This is a genomic window from Hyphomonas sp. NPDC076881, assembly GCF_050269995.1.
Lineage (GTDB): Bacteria > Pseudomonadota > Alphaproteobacteria > Caulobacterales > Hyphomonadaceae > Hyphomonas.
This window is the reverse complement of record NZ_JBNNJJ010000006.1, coordinates 65,229-87,132: the sequence shown is the minus strand read 5'-3', so window position 1 is coordinate 87,132 and position 21,904 is coordinate 65,229. Positions and strand designations below refer to the sequence as shown.

Annotated in this window: 16 protein-coding genes and 1 tRNA gene; 5 read left to right on the top strand and 12 right to left on the bottom strand. The window is 64.2% G+C overall.

Annotated features, from left to right (window positions below; translation table 11 throughout):
- Positions 1-123: 123 nt before the first annotated feature.
- The 5 genes from ACQKI2_RS08320 to ACQKI2_RS08300 all read right to left on the bottom strand — a co-directional run bounded on the left by ACQKI2_RS08320 (position 124) and on the right by ACQKI2_RS08300 (position 9,298).
- Entirely contained in the window at positions 124-1,536 is a 1,413-nt protein-coding gene (locus ACQKI2_RS08320; protein ID WP_427379225.1) for a PAS domain-containing protein, read from the bottom strand.
- Positions 1,533-4,058: a cellulose synthase subunit BcsC-related outer membrane protein gene (locus tag ACQKI2_RS08315; RefSeq protein ID WP_427379224.1), complete on the bottom strand. Its 2,526-nt coding sequence runs from the start codon at positions 4,056-4,058 to the stop codon at positions 1,533-1,535. The genes ACQKI2_RS08320 and ACQKI2_RS08315 overlap by 4 nt, the downstream gene beginning before the upstream one ends.
- Positions 4,055-6,232 carry a cellulose biosynthesis cyclic di-GMP-binding regulatory protein BcsB gene (locus tag ACQKI2_RS08310; protein WP_427379223.1) on the bottom strand — a complete coding sequence of 726 codons (2,178 nt, stop codon included), beginning with the start codon at positions 6,230-6,232 and terminating at the stop codon, positions 4,055-4,057. The genes ACQKI2_RS08315 and ACQKI2_RS08310 overlap by 4 nt, the downstream gene beginning before the upstream one ends.
- Before the next feature lie 41 nt (positions 6,233-6,273).
- Positions 6,274-8,427, bottom strand: coding sequence for a UDP-forming cellulose synthase catalytic subunit (bcsA, locus tag ACQKI2_RS08305; protein WP_427379222.1), 2,154 nt, complete (start codon positions 8,425-8,427; stop codon positions 6,274-6,276).
- A gap of 235 nt (positions 8,428-8,662) precedes the next feature.
- A complete protein-coding gene (locus tag ACQKI2_RS08300) occupies positions 8,663-9,298 on the bottom strand; it encodes a DUF1826 domain-containing protein (RefSeq protein WP_427379221.1) in 636 nt (211 codons plus the stop codon).
- Between the two features lie 63 nt (positions 9,299-9,361).
- On the opposite strand from ACQKI2_RS08300, the gene zigA reads away from it, so the two are divergent.
- On the top strand, positions 9,362-10,570 hold the full coding sequence (zigA, locus tag ACQKI2_RS08295; RefSeq protein WP_427379220.1) for a zinc metallochaperone GTPase ZigA: 1,209 nt from the start codon (positions 9,362-9,364) through the stop codon (positions 10,568-10,570).
- 86 nt (positions 10,571-10,656) lie between these two features.
- Here the strand turns inward: zigA and ACQKI2_RS08290 are convergent.
- From ACQKI2_RS08290 to ACQKI2_RS08280, 3 genes are all read right to left on the bottom strand, one after another.
- Positions 10,657-10,733 (bottom strand) — tRNA-Arg (locus ACQKI2_RS08290).
- Between the two features lie 54 nt (positions 10,734-10,787).
- Entirely contained in the window at positions 10,788-11,891 is a 1,104-nt protein-coding gene (locus tag ACQKI2_RS08285; protein ID WP_427379219.1) for a trypsin-like serine protease, read from the bottom strand.
- Positions 11,888-12,886 (bottom strand): P1 family peptidase, encoded by a 999-nt coding sequence (locus ACQKI2_RS08280; protein WP_427379218.1) that lies wholly within the window; start codon positions 12,884-12,886, stop codon positions 11,888-11,890. The genes ACQKI2_RS08285 and ACQKI2_RS08280 overlap by 4 nt, the downstream gene beginning before the upstream one ends.
- Before the next feature lie 79 nt (positions 12,887-12,965).
- Between ACQKI2_RS08280 and ggt the strand changes: the two genes are divergently transcribed.
- From ggt to ACQKI2_RS08260, 4 genes are all read left to right on the top strand, one after another.
- Positions 12,966-14,747, top strand: a complete 1,782-nt coding sequence (gene ggt / locus ACQKI2_RS08275; RefSeq protein ID WP_427379217.1) for a gamma-glutamyltransferase — start codon at positions 12,966-12,968, stop codon at positions 14,745-14,747.
- A gap of 22 nt (positions 14,748-14,769) precedes the next feature.
- Positions 14,770-15,357, top strand: coding sequence for a thymidine kinase (locus tag ACQKI2_RS08270; RefSeq protein WP_427379216.1), 588 nt, complete (start codon positions 14,770-14,772; stop codon positions 15,355-15,357).
- Between the two features lie 118 nt (positions 15,358-15,475).
- A complete protein-coding gene (locus ACQKI2_RS08265) occupies positions 15,476-16,012 on the top strand; it encodes a rhodanese-like domain-containing protein (protein WP_427379215.1) in 537 nt (178 codons plus the stop codon).
- A 90-nt stretch (positions 16,013-16,102) separates the two neighbouring features.
- The gene (locus tag ACQKI2_RS08260) at positions 16,103-16,924 is read left to right on the top strand and encodes a ferredoxin--NADP reductase (RefSeq protein WP_427379214.1); all 822 of its coding nucleotides are present in this window, start codon (positions 16,103-16,105) and stop codon (positions 16,922-16,924) included.
- Here ACQKI2_RS08260 and ACQKI2_RS08255 read toward each other — a convergent pair whose 3' ends face one another.
- The 4 genes from ACQKI2_RS08255 to ACQKI2_RS08240 form a co-directional block, all read right to left on the bottom strand.
- On the bottom strand, positions 16,925-17,788 hold the full coding sequence (locus tag ACQKI2_RS08255) for an ion transporter (protein ID WP_427379213.1): 864 nt from the start codon (positions 17,786-17,788) through the stop codon (positions 16,925-16,927).
- A 92-nt stretch (positions 17,789-17,880) separates the two neighbouring features.
- A complete protein-coding gene (locus tag ACQKI2_RS08250; RefSeq protein WP_427379212.1) occupies positions 17,881-18,882 on the bottom strand; it encodes an alpha/beta fold hydrolase in 1,002 nt (333 codons plus the stop codon).
- A 133-nt stretch (positions 18,883-19,015) separates the two neighbouring features.
- Entirely contained in the window at positions 19,016-19,663 is a 648-nt protein-coding gene (locus ACQKI2_RS08245; RefSeq protein WP_427379211.1) for a redoxin domain-containing protein, read from the bottom strand.
- Between the two features lie 48 nt (positions 19,664-19,711).
- Positions 19,712-21,847 (bottom strand): protein-disulfide reductase DsbD family protein, encoded by a 2,136-nt coding sequence (locus tag ACQKI2_RS08240; RefSeq protein WP_427379210.1) that lies wholly within the window; start codon positions 21,845-21,847, stop codon positions 19,712-19,714.
- Positions 21,848-21,904 lie beyond the last annotated feature (57 nt).

Here is a 21,904-nt window from a genome sequence, read left to right as displayed (position 1 = left end):
CAAATGCTACAACCGGGTTTCCGAATAGTCTAAAAGGTTCAACCCGGCCCGGCGATCAGATAACCTTGTATTTCTCTATGACAGCTGAATAATCTTCCCGGCGCTTGCCTTGTCCCGGCCGGCTTATCCTGCCAGGGCATAGTCCTTTGACTGGCCAAGCCCGCTCAATGTCTCTTTCAGGGCCGCGCCATCAGCCGCTTGCGGCGTCTGAACCAGCACGATCCGCGCGGGCATCCCATCCAGGCCGCTGACCGCCCGCCCCCGTTCGAGAACCTGAACCCACAAGCCGGAAGGCAGCCGGATGCGGATGCGATGTTCAATGTCATTTACCCTGCCATCAAGCATGGACTGATAGGTTTCCCGCGCCGCATCCTGATCCTGCGGGTGAATGCGCGATATCCAGTCATGCGCTTCTTCGGAGGCGGGTTTCACACCGCGCGCAAACATGTCGGCCCAGCCTTCGGAATAGACGATGCGGCCATCGCGGAGCGACCAGTCGATGACCCCCGCATCCAGCAGATCGCAGCTTGCCCTTGCCTGGGCCAAAACCAGGAAGGCGTCTTCATTCTCCGCATCATCGCGCCGCCATTCATTCTGGATGAGAGAAAGGGCCAATACGAGGGCGAGCATGGAGACGCCGAACAGCGCCAGAAATTCTGTTCTGCGGGCGGCAATAATTGCCAGCACGGAAGGTTCATCGCCAAGATATGCAATGTGCAGCCCGCCGCCCGCCACGCTGCGGACTTCCAGGAAAGCGCCATCCGTGCGGCCCGACAGGCGGCCGGGCGCAGAAACCTGATCCTTGTGCAGGGGCTGCCAACCCAGCGCCTGGCCGGCGAGGGCAGCGTCCGACGGCGTAAAGGCGCGGCCGGGCGCGGAACTGGAGCGCACGACCTTTCCATCCAGATTGAAAAGCGCCGCGCGCCAGCCGCTGCCCGCCGCAGCGCCCGCATCCAGCGCCGCGCCGAAAGCGCCCGATCGCAGCACAAAAATCATCGGCAACCGCCCGCCGCCGGCAAGCCCCGCTTCACGATAAAAGCCCGTGCGGAGCCGGGACACCGGGACAAGGTCCAGGCCCAGCAGTTCCTGCCCGGCGCGCTGGCTGGAAGACAGGGGCGCTAGGCCCCCTACCGCGTCTGCCGGCATAGGTCCGAATACGGATAACACGCCGCCTTTTCCGTCCAGCACTGCAACGGCCAGCACCGGCGTGGAAGAAAGCATGTCTGCGACCTGGGCCTGCACCTTGCGGAGATCCTCTGCGGAGACATCCGCGCGCATGGCCGCTGCAATGAGGGGCGCGGTCCTCTCGGCAGCCGCTTCGATCCGCGCCATTTCGGCATCGGCGGCCACCTGCCCGGCGGCGGCGGCGTCTGCCAGCCTGCGCTGGCTGGCGCCGGTCTCATTGTGGACGGCAACCCAGGCATAAAGGACCAGGCCCAGAATGACGCCGCAAAAGGCGATGGCCTGAAGCGCGCGCGCCAATACAGGGTCGTTATGCTTTCGGCCTGCCGGGGGTGAGGTCATGTCATGGGTCATGGGCGAATCCAGGAGCCGGGGGAGAAAGGATCTGTTGCAAGGTCTGAAGGGACAAGCGCCGCGCGGCCGCCCGGCACCCAGACAAGGCCGATGCCTGCGCGCAGGTCTTCAAACGCTTTTGAGGCGGTGGCGGAAAGATTTGCCGACACGATGACTTCCCGGCCCAGCCTGCGCGCCAGGGCAACATCGAGAGAGCCAGCAACGCCCGAGCTTTTCCCGCCGCCGATCTGGATGCCCTGGTCTGCAAGCAGGGGATATTGCGGCGCGGCATCCTCACGCACGGATTCGAACGCGACAGCGCCGTCCAGTTTGACCATCCAGTCATTCAGGGGCTGTGTGCGCGCGTTGACCGACCAGCCAGCCCGGTGGAACTGCTGCGGGCTGAAATAGCCGCCATGGCCGGGGCTGAAGAAGTTCGTGTTCCGGTCATAGGATTGGTACTGGTAGAATGGGCCTGTCACCAGATAGTCAAACCCGTCTTTGGCAATGGACTGAGACGCGGAAAGCCCTGCCGATATCATGGAGTTGCTGACGGTGGCGCGCCCGTCCAGATGGGCAGCAGAGATATCTGCCTGCACCGCGCGCCCGCCGCCGGCATCAAACCTGCCACGCACAAGCGCGCCCGCCTCGACAACGCGGCCAGATTGCCCGCCAGAAGCGGCATCCTCCCCCGCAAAGGCGAGCAGGCTGTCTGTCCTTGGGCGGACGAATACGCGGGCCTCCCCCATATGTGCCCCGAAGCGCCGTGTTGCGGCGGTTTCGCCGGTAAGGGCGGGATCTGCGCCGCCCCCCACGGGCAAGAGGCCAATCCGCGCGGCGAGGCTCGTTTCCCCTTCCCGGCTCCAGCCAAGATAGGGGGCTGCGAATGTCTCGCGGCCGGTGCCTGCATTGGCGCCGGTGTCAATCTTGTAGAGCGTGACGCCGGCCTCATAGCGGCTCACGCCGCGCACGACCTCCATGGAGGTGGTGGAGGCATAGCCCGTCATTCTGTTTTCGCCGCGCGCGCCATCCTGCTGGCGCAGGGAGAGCGTCTGCCGGTAGAGCGTGTGATCAACACCCTCGAGCGCGTCATATGTATCGGGCGCCAGGGCGCGGGCTGTCAGATAGTCGCCCTGATAGAAGGCCGCGGAGGCATATTGCGCCTGGACCTTTGCGCCCAGCGGGCCGCCGGCGGCCCTCGCGATGGCGGCGGCGGACACCAGCTTGCCCGCCTTCTGGGCCGCAAGGGCAAACCCTTCCGCAGACTCATCATCGGGCGCGGCGAGATAGAGCCGGCTGAACGTCGCGGCCGCCAGCTCTGCGTCCCCTGACTGGAGGTCCACCCAGGCGCTGCGCATCTGCGCGGCCCGTTGAACGGGCGGATAGGCAGCGGCTTTCCGGGCAAGCGCGCCTGCCGTTTTGAGGTCGCCCAGATCATAAGCCTTGGCGGAGGCATCCAGCAGAGCGCCGCCAGCGATCAGCTGAGCCTCGCCCGCCAGCGCAGGATCAAGCCGCGCAGACTGGCCAGCCAACTCTGCGGCGCGCAACCAGTTTCCCTGCTGGCGCAGCCTGCGCGCCTCATCAAGGTCAACCCGCGCCAGGAGGCCGTCGAACCCCTCCGCGCTGGGTGTTTCAGCGATGGCGCTGCGCGCGCCTGCATGGTCTCCCGCCGCCAGCGCGGCCAATACCAGGCCCCGGCGCGCATCGGCTTCAGCGCCCCGCGCCAGGGCATCCCTGAAGAAACCTGCGGCGCGGGCAGGCTCTGGTTCAAGAAACATCCACCCGGCCTGCGCCAGAAGCGGCGCATACCCGGACGCGCCCGCGAGGGCGCCTGCCGCCTCAATATCTCCGGCGGATTGGGCGGCCTGAAATCTCAGCCAGGTATCTGCCCGGACAAGCTCTGCATAGGCGCGCGCGATTTCCGGATGTTCGCTGCTGGCCAGTGCGGGCATACGGACGAGGGAGGATATGCCTTCGCTATCCAGCGTACCGGAAGCGCGGGAGACGAGCGCTGCGACGAGTCCGGGAGTATCGCAGGTCGTCAGAGCCCGGACATAGAAATCCCGCAGACCATCTTGATGCCCGAGACCTTCCACCGCATCCGCGCGGGCCCATAGATCGAAGGAGCGCTCACACCTATCTGCCGCCGGGGCTGGCAGAAGGCTCAAAACCCGCGCCCAGTCTTCCGACGCCAGAGCTTCCCGCACTGCATATTCGCGCTGGCCATTGGCGACATAGGCCAGAATATCCGCTGGCGCCTGCCACCCGGCATGACGCCGTTCCAGCGCGCGCAGGCGCGCGGCGGCTTCCTGCCAGCGCCCTTGCGCGCCGAGCGCCCAGACGGACTGAACATCCCCCTGCGCCGGGCCTGGCGGCGGCGCCGCTTCCGCCGGAGCAGGCTCAGAAATATCCGCAACCGGGATACCGATGGGGAAGACCCCTTCCCGCCCGGTATCGGGCGCGGCCTGCGCGCCCTGCCCGGACACGAGCAAGAGGCTCGCGCCGGCAGCGGCCGCATGCAGAAGGGGGGCAAGCAGCCTCATTTTCCGTTGATCCGTCTGCGCATGTAGCGCGCGATCAGGGCGAGGCCGGCCGCCATGGCAAACAGGATTGCCGCAATGGAAGCGATCCATCGCCAGGATGACCCGGCGCTGGAAGCGCGGGCAGCTTCGCGCGCTGCCTTGTCGCCAATTACAAATGTCGTATCGGCATCTGCGGAAACGATGGTGGCAGCGTTTTCGCGCCATACGGCGGCGCCGCCCTTGATCTGGCTCCAATGGCCGGGCTGCACCAGCGCGCGAACCGATGAGAGGAGCTGCGCATCTGTCTCGGCTGTCACCAGCATGACCAGGCGGCCCTTGTGGCTGGGCGATTCGCCCTCGACGAGGAGGCCGTTATCGCCAAGATCAACCAGGCTGAGTTCCCGGCTGAAACCGCTCGCCTGCGGCAGCATCAGCTTCTGCAAGGGCAGGAAACCCCCGAGCGCCGGGCGCGTGCCGACGAGAAGCGTGTTGGCGTCGGGAAGATCGAGACCAATTCCGAAATTTGCGTCTGTAAAGACGGTCCCGTTTATCTGGCCGAGCCGGGCAGCAAGCGTCCAGACGCTGGCGACGGTTTCCGCAGACGCATCAGCCGCGCGGATTTCCATCGGCGCCGCCTCCAGCCCCGTAAACGGATAGCCTGTCTCCTGAAGCAGCGCGAGATTGGGCAGTTCCGCGAAATATCCCGCCGGCGGAAGAGTGACGGTCGATGTGCCTTTCAGGGTGAAGGCAAGATTGCGCGCATTGCGGGCGGCGCAGGCCCCTTCGGCTGGCGAAGAGAGTTCAATCTGGAAGCCGATGCTATTCCAACCCGGCCGAAGGGAGCGGGCGGGAACGGCAACCTCATAGGCCGGAACGACTTCACCGGCGGGATTTGTCAGCCGCACTGCCCGCTCAAAGGCGCCATTGACGAGAATATTGACAACCGACCGGCCATCGAGACCGGCGCCATAGGCAAAATCCAGCGCCAGCACCGCCTCATCCTTGTCGTGGAAGCGGATATCTGCCGGCAAGGCGAAGGAGAGCTGGGCGCGGCCGCGTTCCTGCCCGAGCACCGAGGCTCCCTCCAGGCCAAGATCCCGGAACACATATTTCGCATCGGCCCGGAGCGGCTGGCGTTTGCTGCCGATAATGGCGGCTGGAACCTCGCCAGCGCCGATGACAGCGGAGGGCGCCGCCGAAAGCGGGAAGCCTTCAGATGCCAGCGTGCGCAGCGCGCCTTCAATCGCTTCGGGCGTGTGACCTGCCGCGATGATCAGGAAATGCGACGGGTCGTTCGGGGACGGGCCGATGGAAAGCCAGGATTCGTTTTCCTTGAGGTTTGCCAGGCCCGCAGGCGCAAGGCCGGCAAGCTGCGCCGGGGTTCCGATCGCAATGATATCGCGCCCTTCCCCCTCCGGCCCCGCATCCAGGGCAGAGAGCATCGTTATCTTCGGCAGCCGGTAGCCGAGCCGGTTGCCGACCGCCTGAGAGGCAAGGGCGCCCCAACGCAGGGTCTGGGCGTCTGGCGCGCCGGCCAGGATGCCGAGTTCCTCGACACCGCCAATCCCCGCAGAGAGAAGCGCGCCGAGATCTGCCAGCGTTGCGTTGAGCGCGCGGCGCGCATAGGTGATCTCGATATAGGAGCGGGACGTATCCACTTCGGTCCACAGCTCTGCAGCATCCGCATCCTGACAGTCAAGTGTATACCGCTGGACCGCATCGATGCTCAGCGTATTGTATCCATGCTGGACCATTGCCGGATCCAGCACGATCTCGTTGATCGCCGCAGCTCTTTCGGTCACCCCGTCGAGCTGGCCGATGAACTGGCCATTCATGCCGAGACGCAATTGCGGCTTCAGCCCCTCCTGCGCGCGGCCGCTGACATGACGCAGCAGCACACGGGCATCCTTTACGTCTGCCTGCGGAGCGATGGCAAAGGAGATCATTTCCCGGGCGCTTGCCCCATCAAGATGGATCGCGCCCTGCGCGCTGCGCAGCGAAGCAAGCGGAATGCGCGTGCGCCAGAGGCCATTTTCAAGGCGCTCGGTCGTTATCTGGGGATTGTCCCGGTAGCGGGCGTAGATATCGAGTGTTGCCTCACGGCTGGCCGCTTCCTGCGCAATGGCAGGGACGCCAGGCATGAGACAGACGGACAGGGCGGCCGCGAGAACCGCAGGACGAAGCAGGGATTTCATGAACGTACTTCCCGTGTAACGGCGCGAATGTGGCCCAGCGCTTACGAAAGGCTGGAGCGGATGAGGCGGGCAATCTTGGCGCCCATATGTTCGGCATTGGCGCGGGCATCGCGGAACTGCTTCCAGTTTTCGCTGCGCGCATACATCAGCGTCACGACTGCGGCCCATTGCTCCCGGGTTTCGATGATGAAGCTGAAGCCGAGCTTCTGCCCCTCCGGCGTGTCGAACACCGAAAGCACCTTGAGGGACAAAAGGGACGCCTGGGTCGCTCCCAGTTCGCGCGCATCGATGGTCAGTGTTTCGCCTTCCGCAAACCGGTGCGGCGAACCGGGCGGAACAAGACAGCCCATGCCCGTGATCGAGACATCTGACATCTGGGCCTGAATCTCTGTGCCTGCATGCCCCAGCAGAACAGGGCGGCTGACTTCAAAACGCGGAAAGGCGCGCTGCTGTGACCGTTCATAGAGAACGCCCAGCGCGGAGATGAGCAGGAGCAGATGGAACGTGTTCCAGAGCAGCAGCACGGTGATGACGCCGGCGCCGACGGAATCATTGAAGAGGCGCACCAGGCCGACCACCTGCCCCAACCCGACCAGCGCAATCAGAACATAGAACGGGCGCGCCAGAGGCGAGACGAAATTCTCGCTGAGATTCTCCCCCTTTGGCGTCACCGCAAAGCTGGGGGCGCGGGGATTGCGCAGAACCTGGAGGATCGCGCCGCTGCAATGGATGGACTGAACCACTTCATAGAGTTCAGACGCAAAAGCCCACCGTGTATGGCCGTAGAGGATCGAGGAAAGCATCAGCGCGCCGACAATGTGCGGAAGGCCGTACATCAGGAAGTCGCTGAAATCCCCGACATAGACCTGTATGCCGAGCAGAAGATACAGCAGCGGGGCCAGGATGAATGTCAGGCGGGCGAGCGGAAAGAACCAGTAGAAGCAGGAATTGAGATAGCCGATGCGCTGGGACAGGGAGAGCCCGCGCTTCAGCAGCGGGTTTTTCAGGAGGAAGATCTGGATCATCCCCTGGGTCCAGCGCATCCGCTGGGTTATGAAGCCGGAGAAGGTTTCCGGCGAAAGCCCCGCAACCATGGGCCGGTCAACATACACGCTGCGATATCCGCGCGCGTGAAGCTCGAGCGCCGTTTCGGCATCTTCCGTGATCGTATCACCCTGAATCCCGCCGATCTCCATGATATGCTCGCGCCGCAGCACGGCGGCGGAACCACAGAAGAAGGAGGCGTTCAGCCCGTCCAGGCCTCTCTGGATGACCGAATAGAACATCTCGTTCTCGCTCGGCATCTCGCGGAATGTGCCGAGATTTCTCTCCAGCGGATCGGGATTGAGAAAGAAGTGCGGGGTCTGGACCAGGAAGACTTTGGGATCATCCACAAAATACCCAACCGTCCGCACAAGGATGTCGGCGGCCGGCACATGGTCGGCATCCAGGATCAGAACGAGATCGCCGCTGGTCTCCTTCAGGGCCGCGTTGATGTTTCCCGCCTTGGCGTGTTCGTTCTTCTCGCGGGTCAGATAGTGCGCCCCGAGACGGTCGCACATGGCTTTCAGCCGCTCATGCCGCGCCTCGGCCTCTGCTGCCTTGACCGGATCGGCCTGTGTCCGCTTGGCGAGCGTGCCGCCATCATCCAGAAGGTAAACCCTCATCCGGCCCGCCGGATAGCTGACATTGAGCGCCGCTGTCAGCGTGACCTCGAGCAGCTCATCGGGCTCATTATAGCTTGGAACCAGAATATCGACGGTGGGCGAGCGCTTTGCCGACACCGGCGCAGGGCGTGGCGCGCGCTTGTAGACGTCGACGGAAAGGAAGGTGGAGAGCAGAAGCAGCACATAGCCATAACTCTCCGCCCCCAGCAGAAATATTCCGCCGGTGATCGACAGCGCCGAGTCGGTGGGCATCGTCTCGGTCACGCGCCAGATCATGTAGCGCGTGCTGGTGAAGATGATGAGCAGCGCCACGAACACGCGGAAAGGGCCGCCCGTCGGGCGCAGCCACCCCATCAGGAAATAGGTGGCGATCGTCGCCACGCACAGCTGGACCTGAACCGCATCGGGCACAGGCGCCGCAGCGATAACCGCGATCAGCCCAAGCGCGATCAGACCGCTTACGGTGCGCAGGGGCGCGAACCGGGAAGCCGGCAGGCCTGATGGCCAGGATGTATCGCCATGCGCCATTGCTGGGTCCGTCTGATATTCAAAACAGTTATCAGGCGGTACATTTCAAGCGTGAAGTTTCAGATAAACTGGCGACTTCTTAATGCACTAGTAGGTTAATTTCGAAGGGTATTTTGTATACGGGCGCGATACCCAACCCGCACATTCAACACCCCCTTGCGCCCTCGCGGGCAGGCCAGGAGGCATAATCCCTATACTGATCTAGGACAGGACGGCGCGCCCGTTTGCGGCCGGATCAGCAATAGCCTGGCCGCTCGAAATCCAGCACCAGGACCAAGCGCGCCTGCCCGCTGCCTTCAATCGGCGGAGACCTGTGCAGCACGCAGTTTTCCAGGCTGCAGCGCTGGCCGAGGAGCATGGCCGTTTCATGCGGCTTCATTTCATGGATGGGGCCAGGCTCCTCCCCCGCCCTTTCCACGCGCCATTGCGTGCCGCGCCCGAAATAGGTCGTGATCAGACGAAAATCGGTATCGTCCTTGTGAAACTTCCGGCAGGCATCATCGGTCACATATTCAAGCCTGAAGGTGCAGCCGGCCTCGATATCCCCGATGCAGGCAAATGCCGCCTGAACATCCCCGAGAAGCGTTTGGCGCACCCATGCCGGCCAGTTGGATTGCGTGAGCCAGGCCACGGCGCGCTGCAGCACATTTTCCGGATGGCCTGTGAAGCGAAGGTCTTCGAAACTGGAACAGTCCAGCGCCTCAAACGCCGCCACAAGACCGGGCGAAGGCTGACGCGGCCAGAGGGCGAGTTCGGCCACATCCCCCAGGCCCGCCTCCACCAGCGCTTCAAGACTGTGGCAGCGGACGACCGGCTCTGCGGCGCGCCCCTGCTTCCCCTCTTTTTCCGCCAGATCCTGCAGCAAACTCATCTTGCGTCCTCTCGAGTTATAATTATGTAATAACATTACATTCCGAAACCTGTCGAGACCGCCATGACACAGACCGCCAAACTCCCCGTCACCGTGCTTTCCGGCTTTCTGGGCGCCGGGAAGACCACGCTGCTCAATCACATCCTCAACAACCGCGAAGGCCGCCGCGTGGCGGTCATCGTCAACGACATGAGCGAGGTGAACATTGACGCGGAACTCGTGCGGCAGAACGGCGCCGGGCTCTCCCGCACGGAAGAGGCGCTGGTGGAGATGTCCAATGGCTGCATCTGCTGCACGCTGCGCGAAGATCTTCTGAAGGAGGTCGCGCGCCTCGCGGAGGAAGGGCGCTTTGATTACCTGCTGATCGAATCCACCGGCATTTCAGAGCCCCTGCCGGTCGCCGCCACCTTCGATTTCCGGGATGAGGCGGGCTATTCGCTCGGAGATATCGCCCAGATCGATACGATGGTCACGGTCGTCGATGCGGTCAATATTCTCAGTGATTATTCGAGTACGGATTTTCTGGCAGACCGCGGCGAAAGCCTCGGAGAAGAGGACGAGCGCCCCCTGGTCCAGCTTCTGGTGGACCAGATCGAATTTGCCGATGTCATCATCATGAACAAGGTCAGCCTGGTTTCGCCCGGTGACCGCGAAATCATCCATCGGTTGATCCGCTCCCTGAATACTGATGCCAGGATCATCGAAACGGATTTCTCGGATGTGGAGCTTGGCGAGGTGCTCGGCACGGGCCGCTTTGATTTTGAAAAGGCACACCAGCATCCGCATTGGGCCAAGGAACTCTACGGCTTTGCAGACCATGTGCCCGAAAGCGAGGAATACGGCATCGAAAGCTTTGTCTATCGCGCGCGCCGCCCGTTTGACCCGGCAAAGTTTCATGCTTTCGTGAATTCTCCCTGGCCGAATGTGGTCCGGGCCAAAGGTTTCTTCTGGCTTGCGACACGGCCTGACTGGATGGCGGAGATAAGCCAGGCAGGCGCGCTGGTGCGGCATGAGCGGATGGGCCGCTGGTGGGCGGCCGTACCCGAAGATCAGCGCCCGGATAGCCCTGAAGCGCTGCGCTATCTTGAAAGCGTCTGGGACGCCCGCTTCGGCGACCGCCGCCAGGAAATCGTGCTGATCGGCATCGGAATGGACCAGGCCGCCCTCACCGCAAGGCTCGACGCCTGCCTCACAGATCCCGGCGCAACCTCAAAGGCCGGCAATCTGCAGCCCCGAACCGGCCTGGAAGACCCCTTCCCACCCTGGGGCTGAACGCGAGCGCCGACGCGCCCGCAAGCTGCCGCATCATCACCTGAAATTTCCCGGAAAATGACCGCCCATCATAGCGGTCGACAAAATGGCGCACCCGAAGAGATTCGAACTCCTGACCCCCAGATTCGTAGTCTGGTGCTCTATCCAGCTGAGCTACGGGTGCTTGGCCACTTGAAGAAGCGGGACACATACAGGCGGGTTTGCGACCTTGCAAGCCTCAATTGCCGGTATCTTGTGCAGTCTCTTCAGGGGGTGTTTCCTCGGCCGGTCCGGTGGGGGTTTCTTCCCCGCTTTCTGCCGCCGTCTCTGCAGGCGCTGGCGGCGTTTCTTCTGGCGCCTCCTGCCCCGGAACCGCGGCGGCCTCTTCGGAAACTTCTTGCGAAACAGATGGTTCTGCCGGCAAAGGCAGCCCGGTCACCGCGCTGACCCAGGGCGCGAAAGCGGCCACCCGCATATAGACCCCCGGGCTTTCGGGGCGCGCGCAGCCCATGCCCCAGCTGACAATCCCGGCCTGAACCGGCGTGCCCGACGCGCCGCGCAGCACCAGCGGCCCGCCGCTATCGCCCTGGCAGGCGTCGGAGCCGCCAATCCCGGCGCAGAGCTGGGTGACCGGATCAATCGAGACATCCGGATAGACGGCCGCAAGTCCTGCCTCATTGATACGGTCCCGGATCTGGCTGTTGCAGAGCCCGGTATCGACCACAGGCACATATCCTTCCTGCAGGATCAGCGAGGGCGCGCGCACATGCCGGCCGCCACGGGCGACGCCCTCCTGCCCCTGCGCCGTTTCGCCCACCTTGCCATAGCCTGCAGCGACAATGTCGGCATAGGGCTGCATCAGGTCGCCGGCTGCCCCCGTCAGCCCGTCGAGTGCCATGGTGGGCCCCGTCCAGCGGCCTGCAAGGCGAAGCAGCGCAAGGTCGTTGCCCTTCTCTGGCGCTGAAGGCTGGTATTCCGGGTGAATGACCACTTCGCGAACGGCAAAAACGGTGTCCTTCGGCACGACCGTCAGATCGCCCAGTCCTGCGGCCACGGCCAGCGTGCCGAAGCGGCTCAACTGGCCATTGTCTTCCTCCAGATACTGGGCGGCGCGGCCATTGGTTTCGATGCGGACATTCTCGACGCAGTGGGCCGCCGTCAGCGCCCATTCCGGCGAGATCATGGTGGCGCCGCACTCATGATAGATCGTGGCGCCCGACACGGTCTGCACCGAGGCCATGCCCGGCCAGTCAGCGATGTCCGCGTCGCGCCCGGCGACCATGCAGCCTGCGAGCGTGGTGAATAAGGCGGTCCCCACCGCCAGTTTGAGATATCTGTTCATGGCCGTCCCTCCTGCCGTTCAGACTCATATACACCACGAGCGATGGCGCGGGCGAGCGTGCTGGCGGCAAGTTCGCCAAGACGGGCGATGGCCAGCGGCCGGCTGCCTCCGGCTTCCCGCTTCCGGGTGGAGATCACGAAGATGACATCGCCATCTGTGGGGGCAAAAACGGGGCGGATGGAACGGGCCATGCCGGCAAGGGCCATCTGGGCGATGCGCTGGAGTTCGTCATGGGTGACGGCCGCGTCGATTGCGATGCAGGCCAGGGTGGTATTCTCGCGGGGATTGGGATTGGCCTTGGCGGCGCCCCAGTCTTCCGGGTCGAAGGCGAAGCCGGGTTCGGGGCGGACGCCGCCGAACTCTCCAGAGATTTCAAAGGGCCAGGCCCAGAAGGCATCTGAGCCGGGCATCCGGACAGACCCGAAACTGTTGACCGCGGCCAGCGCGCCCACCGTCAGGCCATCAAGCGTGACGATACTGGCCGATCCGGTGCCGCCCGGCGCCATCCCTGCGGCGGCGCCATAGCCGGCGCCCGCCCGGCCGAGAGCAAAGCGTTCCCCTGCCGCGTCAAAGGCTTGCCGGCCGAGGCGCGCATAGGGGGCGGCGTCGCCCCAGTCCTTGTTGCCGCCATTGGCGAGGTCGTAGAGGATGGCGGCGGGCACGATGGGCGTGGCGGGCACACCGGGCCTTGGCACCAGCGCAAAGCCCCTGCCCTGCGCCTTCAGGCCCGCCATCACGCCATCAGCCGCCGCCAGCCCGAAGGCGGAGCCGCCCGAAAGGCAGATGGCGTCGATACTGTCAAAAACGAGACGGCCTGGGGCCAATACGTCACTTTCGCGTGTCCCCGGCCCGCCCCCGGCGACACAGACGGCGCCAAGAACCGGACAATCCGGGACAATTACGGACACACCGGTGACACTCCCCGCATCTTCGGCCTGCCCGACAGATATGCCTTCAACATCGGTAATGAGGTTGCGCAAACCCGGTCTTGCCATGCTATGTGCCCTGCTACGTTTCTGCTTCGCCCTCAGTTCTTAGAGGGAGTGCAGCCCCGCGCCAAGAAAGGGACGATCTATGCGCCATCTCACCGCCCTCACCGCCGCCCTGCTTCTGGGGGCCTGCGCCCCTGCGGCGAAGGCCCCGCCGGTGTCCAGCGTCGCGCCCGCTTCCGGCAGCGATGCCGAGGCGCTGGGCGATGTGTCCTGGACCAAGGGCGCGATGGTGGCGGCGGCTGATCCGCGGGCGGTTGAAGCGGGCATCCGGGTGCTGAGCGAAGGCGGCAATGCGATAGACGCAGCGATTGCTGTCCACGCCGTTCTGGGGCTGGTGGAGCCGCAAAGCTCCGGCATCGGCGGGGGGGCGTTCATGGTCTATTACGACCGCGCCCGCGACGAGATCACCGTGTTTGATGGCCGCGAGACAGCGCCTGCCGCTGCCGGTCCGGACTGGTTCGTCAAGGATGGCAAGCCGATGGATTTCCTCACCGCCTGGCAGTCTGGCCGCTCGGTGGGCGTGCCGGGCCAGATCGCGCTCTACAAGACGGCGCATGACGCGGCCGGGCGCGCAAGCTGGGCCAGCGTGTTCCAGCCCGCCATTGAGCTAGCCGAGGAAGGCTTCGAGGTTTCCCCGCGCCTGGCTGAGGTGATCGCATCCGAGCGCCTGCGCGCGGTGATCCGGCTGGACGACAATCCGGTCACGGCGGCCTATTTCTATCCCGATGGCCAGCCGCTGCCCGCAGGCTTCCGCCGCACCAACGCGGCCTATGCGGCAACCCTCGCCGCCGTGGCCAATGAAGGCCCGGACGCCTTCTATCGCGGCGCGCTCGCCTCCGAGATCGTCGCTGCCGTCAATGAAGGCCCCGATGGCGGCGACATGACGCTGGAAGACCTTGCCAATTACGAAGTGAAGGTTCGCTCGGCCGTGTGCGGAACGTTGCAGTCGGGCTACAAGATCTGCTCGGCGCCCCCGCCGAGTTCGGGCGGCGTTGCCCAGAACCTGATCCTGGGCCTCTACGAATATCTCAAGCCCGCTGCGACCGTGAATGCCGATGAGAGCCTGTTCCTCAAGGCCTTCGTGGACGCCCAGCGCCTGGGCTATGCCGACCGCGACCATTATGTGGCCGATGCCGACCATGTGCCCGTGCCCACCGAAGACCTGATCAACCCGGCCTATATCAAGGCGCGCGCCAAGGAAGCCTTTGCGCCGGACGCAAAATCCTTCCCCGGCGATCCGGGTGTCGTGCTGGGCGGAGAGCCGCTGCGCCCGATGTGGGGGGAAGACCCCACCACCCCCGGCGCCGGCACGACGCATATCTCGATCATCGACCTTGAAGGCAATGCCGTCTCGATGACCGCCACGGTCGAAGCCGCTTTCGGCTCCTCCCGCATGGCGGGCGGTTTCCTGCTGAACAATGAGCTGACCGATTTCTCGCTGATCCCGGAAAAAGGGGGCAAGCCGGTTGCCAATGCCGTCGCCGCCGGAAAACGTCCGCGGTCTTCCATGTCCCCTACCCTCGTCTTCGATGAGGGCGGCGACCTCTTCATGGTGACCGGTTCGCCGGGCGGCAATTCGATCATCGCCTATGTGTCCAAGACCCTGGTGGGCGTGCTGGACTGGGGCAAGACCGCCCAGGAAGCCGCCGCCCTGCCCAACATCATCGCGCGCGGGGATACGGTGGCCGTCGAGGTGGACATTGAAGGCGGCCCGGAAGCGGCTGAAGCCCTGCGCACCATGGGGTATACGGTGGAAGAACGCACCGGCGAAAACTCCGGCCTTCACCTGATCGTCGTGCGCGACAAGGGCCTTGAGGGCGGGGCAGACCCCCGCCGCGAAGGCGTCGCCCTGTCGCTGCGCTGATCCAGGGACCTGCAGACCTGCCATGGCGAAACTCTACTTTTCCTACGCCGCCATGAATGCCGGCAAATCCACCATCCTCCTGCAAGCGGCGTATAACTACCGCGAGCGGGGGATGGAGGTTCTGCTGATGACATCAGCGCTCTACCGGGACGCCGATGACGGCCATATCAGCTCACGGATCGGCATCTCGGCCGAAGCCACTCTCTACACTGCGGATACGCATCTTTTCAGCTTGATCCGGGAGCGGAAGAATGTTCACCCGATTGATGCGGTGTTCGTGGACGAGGCGCAGTTCCTGACGCGGGACCAGGTGTGGCAGCTGGCGCGGGTGGCCGATCATTTCGGCGTACCGGTGCTGACCTATGGTCTGCGCACAGACTTCCGGGGCGAGCTGTTCGAGGGCTCCGCCGCCCTGCTGGCCATTGCCGACGAGCTGCGCGAAGTGCGCACCATCTGTGAATGCGGCCGCAAGGCCACGATGGTGGTGCGCCTCGGCCCGGACGGCAAGGCCCTGACCGAAGGCGAGCAGATTTCCATCGGCAAGGCCACCTATCTCTCCGTCTGCCGCCGCCATTGGGAAGAGCGGATGGGCCGCACGCCCGAAAGCTGAGCAGCGTCCCGCCTGCAAACCGGCACAAAATTCGCAAGATTTGCCCCGGCCCACACATATTTCAGCCGCGAGCAGCGCGCATGCTGTCTATCGCGCCTGACGAAAAGGAGGGGTTGCCATGCCGACACAACCTGCCCGCATTCACGTGCCCACGCTGGCAGCCGCGTTGCTGCTGAGCGGCGGCTTCATCTTTCTCGGCATGATGGCAGACGCGCAGGAAGCCCCCGGCCAGATCGACTATGCCGGCTTTCAGGCCCTGACCGCCGAAGCGGCGCCCCATCGCCAGGCCCGGCTGGTTCAGATTGAGACATTCAACGACATGCGCGCCGAACCCGGCACGCTGGTGATCGATGCCCGCAGCGCGGAAGCCTTTGCCCTCGGCCATATCGAAGGGGCCGTAAACCTCAACTTTGCCGACTTCACCGAGGAGAAGCTGGCCAAAGTCATCGGCAGCAAGGACCGCCGCATCCTGATCTACTGCAACAACAACTTCACCGACAATGTGGCCCCCGTGATGCTCAAACGGGCGCCATTGGCGCTCAATATTGCGACCTATGTGAACCTTTACGGCTATGGCTATCAGAACGTCTATGAACTCGATGGGGGCTACAGTTTCAGCGATCCGCGCATGAATTGGGCCGGCGCCGAAGGTTGAGCAAAACTAAACCGTTCATCTGACGCATTGCATTTGCCCCGCGCCCGCGTCAACTGACGCCCGAACAAGAGACAATGGAGATCTTGGGGCATGAGCGCCGATGCATCCGCAGGCCAGGCAGCGCCTGTCAAAGCCAATCCGAACGGCCCGACCGAGGAAACGGTTCTCTCGGTGGAGCATTATACTGACCGGCTGTTCCGCTTCCGGCTGACCCGCCCGCAGAGTTTCCGTTTCCGCTCGGGCGAATTCGTGATGATCGGCCTGCCCAAGGAAGACGGCAAACCGCTGCTGCGCGCCTATTCCATTGCCTCGCCCGCCTGGGATGAGGAATTGGAGTTCTACTCCATCAAGGTGCCCGATGGCCCGCTGACCTCGCGCCTGCAGAAAATCCAGCCGGGCGACAAGGTTCTGCTCGGCCGCAAGCCGACCGGCACGCTGGTGCTCGATGCCCTCACGCCGGGCAAGCGGCTCTACATGTTCTCCACCGGCACGGGCTTTGCCCCCTTCGCCAGCCTGGTGCGTGATCCCGACACTTATGAGCGGTATGAGGAAGTGATCGTCACCCATACCTGCCGGGATGTGAATGAGCTGATATATTCCCGCACGCTGATCGACAGCCTGAGCGCCGATCCTCTGGTGGGCGAGATGGTGGGCGGCAAGCTGAAGCTCTACACCTCCACCACGCGCCAGCATCATGAGCATATGGGCCGGATCACCACGCTGATCGAGAATGGCAAGCTGTTTGCCGATCTCGGCGTGCCGCCGCTGGACCCGGCGACCGACCGGGCGATGATCTGCGGCTCGATGGAAATGATCCAGGACGTGAAGACCCTGATGCTGAAGGCCGGGCTCACCGAGGGCTCCAACGCAGCCCCGGCCGAATTCGTCATCGAGAAGGCCTTCGCGGGCTGATCAGCCCGCATCGCCTTTCGAAGTCTTCAGTTCCTGCACCTCAGCCCGCAGGTCTGCGATCAGTTTCAGCAGTTCCCGGTGGCGCCTGGCCTCCAGGGTTTCCTGCGCTTCAAGCTCGTCGCTGATCTTCCCCTCCGCATCGAGAACTTTCTCGATGGCGCCTTCCTGCAGCGAATCGACGATCACCGCGGTGAAAAGGTTGAGGATCGCCCAGACGGTGAACAGGATGAACGGAATGAAGAACGCCCAGGCCCACGGATATTCATCCAGCAGATCGCGCATATGGCCGTTCCAGCCTTCCATGGTGAGCACTTCGAACATGGTCAGCGACGAGGCCGTCAATGTGCTGAAATTCTCGGTGTTCTGCGATCCGCTGAACAGATAGGTCGCCATCACCACGCTGACGTAAAACACAAGGCCCAGGATCGCGAGGATGGCGCCCATGCCGGGAAGCGCCGTCAGCAGCGCTTCGGTGATGCGTTTCATGGTCGGGATGAAATGCAGTAGCCGCAACAGGCGCAGCACCCGCAAGGCGCGCAGCACCGTGAAGGCCGATCCGCCAGGGATCAGCGATACACCCACCACGATGAAATCAAACCAGTTCCAGCCGAGCTTGAAGAATTGCAGCCGGTAGACGAACAGCTTGAACAGGATCTCCGCCACGAAGATCAGCGTGACCACCGTATCGAAGAAATTGAGCCCCGCGACGAGCCAGCCCGGCAAGTCCTCTGAATAGGTAAGCACACCCAGCACAATCGCGTTGAGGACGATCAGCGTCATGATCGTGCTGCGCACGGCAGAGCGCTCGATGAAAGCCTCTGCGCCCGAATAATGCGTTGTCTCGTCCAGTGTCGCTTTTGGCATCGTCCCCGTCTCCCAAGCGTTGCGGCGGCAAGCCTTAGCCTCTGATGCCGGGCGATCAAGTTAAACGATCAAGACAGACAGGCCGGAGAGCCTCAGACGCCCGCCCCCTGCCCGTCCACGCTGCGGTGCGGATCGGAATGATCCCATTCGGCCAGCAGCATCCGCAGGGTGGAGATGAACGCGATCGGCTGGTCCAGCATCACATGATGCCGCGCATGGGGCACCGACACGAACGGCACCTGATGGCCCAGAAGGCCGCGCATATAATCGCCCACATCATCCGGCATCAGCGCGCTTTCCTCGCCCCGGATGATGGCGATGCGGCACTGGGCGGCCTTCAGCATCTCGGCCGGGTCCAGCCCCGGTTCAAACCGGGTCCAGATCATCGGATCGAATTTCCAGGTCCAGCCGCCCTCGGCGCGTTTCAGGCTCCAGCGGGCGATATAATCCATCGCATAATGGTTCTCGCAGAGCTGTGGCGGCGCAAGGCGGAACCGGGCGAGCGCGGCAGCAAGATCGGGATAGACCTTATGCGGACGGCTGGCGCGGGAGGGCCCGCCCCGCGGGCGTTCCGGCGGATTGACCGGGCTGTCGACGATCACCATCCCCTCAAACCGGCTGCCATGCTTTGCGCCGGTTACCAGGGTGACGAAGCCGCCGAAGGAATGGGCGATGATGACCGGCTTCCTGGGCGCATCGAACAGGCCGGCCGCCTCGGCCACGGCCACTTCCTCTTCGGAGAAAGTGTCCATGTCATAGGCTTCCCGCCACGCGCTGTCGCCCATGCCGGAGAATGTCAGTGCAGCGACATTGTAATGCCCGGCGAAATACGGCGCGACGAAATCCCACCAATGAGCATGGGCGCCATTTCCGTGCACGAACAATAGCCCCGGCGCCCCGCGCTTGCCCCAGCGCTGGAAGGTGACTTCGGCGCCCTTCACCCTGACCTTGCCCGTCTCGTACGGTACCGCGACGGCTTCGCGGAACCAGGCCGGGGCCGGTGGCAGCGCGCCGCCATATTCGGCCAGCGGCCCGCCTTCCGACGGCATCTCCGCAGGCTGGTCCCTGACGATGGGGTTCTTGTCTCGGGTCATCGGCGCCTCCTCCAGCCGTCAGGTTTTGGAGCCATATCCGGCAGGCGGCAACCCTTTCGCCACGTCAGAGGCCAAACGGAAAAGGCCGGCAGGTTTCCCCGCCGGCCCTTCTCAGCTTCGATGGCGCTGCCGGTCAGTATTTGACGGCGCAGCCATAGGGCTTGGTGGTCGGCGTGGCGACAGGCTTGCCCGCGCCAAGATCGGCCAGCGCTGCGGTGACGTAATTGTCAGCCTTGGCAATGTCATCGACCCTTGCCGAGGGGATCGAGTCGATCGCGCCGTCATAGACGAGCTTGCCCTCAGGCGTGACGATATACATGTGCGGCGTGGTCTTGGCGCCATAGAGACGGCCGATATCGCCGCTCTCGTCCAGGATCACATGTTCCGGGGCGGCCCCGCGCGAACTGGTCAGCTCATTCGCCTGCTCCGGCGAGACATGGCCCTGCGAGCCGGGCCGGGAAGAGATCACCGTCAGCCAGACGATATCATCGGCGGCGGCCGAAGCCTGCAGCGACTGCATGTTTGCGGGCGGGGTGGCGTAATGCTTCTTCACGAAGGGGCAGCCATCATTGGTCCATTCGAGCACGACGGTCTTGCCGGCAAAGTCTGCCAGCGAGACGGTTTCGCCGCCGGAGGTGGTGCCGGTGAAGGCCGGGGCGGAGCTGCCCACATCCGCGCTGGGGGCGGCTTCGGCTGTCGAGGCAATCAGCGCTCCGGCGGTGAGGGCAACCGCAGCGGCCATGCCAGCGGCGAGGCTCAAGTGGCGGCGGGAAAGTATCATCGTCGTCTCCTGTCTCGAATAATCACATGTAGCCGAATTATAGCCTTGTCATCCTTCGACAAGTCCAATGACAAGTTCTTGATTGAGAATCTCGGGCAGGATCTGCGGCTCGCTCGCCCCGGCGGGATACCAGAGATACATCGGCACCCCCGCGCGCTCCCGCAGCCTCAATTCCTCGGCAATCATCGGGTCTTTCTGGGTGAAATCGCCCACCAGGAACGCCACGTTCGCCGCCTTGAACGCCTCCTGCACCTTGCGTGTTTTCAGCGTGGTCAGCTTGTTGACCTGGCAGCTGGCGCACCAGCTGGCGGTGAAATCCACGAAGACGGGGCGGCCTTCCGCCAGCATTGCCTCAACGGTTTCTGGACTCCAGGCGGCTTCGCCATAGCTGCCGCTGAAGGCGGCCTCACTGCTGCCGGTTACTGAAGCGGCCGGCACATTGGCCTGCATGGCGGGATAGACGAATGCCCCGGCCAGCGCGAGCGCGGCGACGCCCTTGCGCAGGCCCCCGCCCTGACGCCCCAGCCAGATGGCAAAAACCAGCGCCGTTGCCCCGGCCAGGGTCCAGCCCGCTGCCCCTGCCCCGGCCAGCCCGGCGACCACCGAGAGCAGCCAGGCGGCGGTGAGGAACATCGGAAAGGCAAAGGCCTGTTTCAGCGTGTCCATCCACTTGCCGGGCTTGGGCAACAGCCGGTGCAGCCCCGGCACAAAGCTGAGGATCAGGAAGGGCAACGCCATGCCAAAGCCCATGGCCAGGAAGACAGCGATCACCGCCGGGGCCGGCTGGCCGATCACGGCGCCAAGCGCGGCGCCCAGAAACGGGCCGACACAGGGCGCGCCGACCACGGCGGCGAGAACACCAGTAAAAAAGGCGCCTGCCGCCCCGCCGCGATTGGCAAGGCTGCCGCCAAGGTTCTGCACGGAGCTGCCGAGTTCAAAAAAGCCCATCAGCCAGAGGCCAACGGCAAACATCACCAGGGCAAGGATGGCCACGGTGGGCGCGTGTTGCAGCTGGAAGCCCAGCGTCGCCGAGCCGGTCGCCTGCCGCACCAGCAGCAGCGCGCCCGCCAGCGCCAGGAAGGAGATCAGCACGCCGCCGGTATACCAGAGGCCATGGGATTTAAGCTCCCCGGCATGGCCCGAGGCCGCTGCCTGCACCATGCCGAGCGCCTTCATGGAGAGGACCGGCAGCACGCAGGGCATGAGATTGAGGATAATGCCGCCGATCAGGGCGAAGAAGGCCAGGGTCGCAATCCGCTCAAGGCCAAGCGGCGCAGCCTCCCCGGCGGCGGAACCAAGCCCCTTGCCCGGCATCACGGCCTGCACCTCGCGGTCAGCGGTGCCTGCAAATACCTCCCCGCGGGCGGCAGAGATCTCATAGCCGACAGGCTCTGCGCCGGGCGCATCTATGCGGATCACGCCGTCAAGCGTGTCTGATATGCTGCCTGCGCGATCAGGCGTCAGCGACAGGCTGGCGCCTTCGGAGCCCGCACGCTGGGGCTGGGCCGCCGGATGGCTGATCTCGTGATTGAAAGGGAAGAAACGGATATGCGCGTCTTCCGGGAAGCCGCCTTCCTGGCGCAGCGACAGCGTCCAGGGCGCGCCCGTGTCGTCAATCCGCACCTCGCCCGGAAAAGCCGTCGGCACGCGGGCAATCCATTCGCCGATCTTCGCGCCGGCCTCTGCATTCTCCACGGGGGCGCCCACCGGCAGGGTCAGCGACACGTCGGCCGTCTCCGGAATGCAGATGGACTCGCAGATGAGGTAGTCAGCCTCGGCAACGATCTTCATCTCCCCGCTCGCATCCTGCGGCACCGTCACGGGAAAGGCAAAGACAACCTCGTCATCATAGCCATAATCCATGATCTCGCCTTCAACGACGGGGATCAGGTGGGGCAGCGGCCAGAGGAACCCGCCCACAGCCTCTTCGGGCAGGCTGGTGGCGTCTTTCAGGATCAGCTGCGGCGGCAGGCCGGCATCCCCGGCATTGCGCCAGTAGATATGCCAGCCATCATCCATCTGCATCCGCAGCGCCGCATAGAAGGTGTCGCCCGGCGCAACGCTGACACGGTCTGCGATCAGCTCCGCCTCGGCCCGGCGCTCGTCCATCTGCGCATGGGCCAGCCCGGCCATGAGCGAAAGGCCAAGCGCGGCAAAGGCAAAACGCCGGATAAACCCTGTCATCTACAGCAGCTCCGTCCATAATATCGATTGGATGACATATGCGCCGGGCGTCCGGCC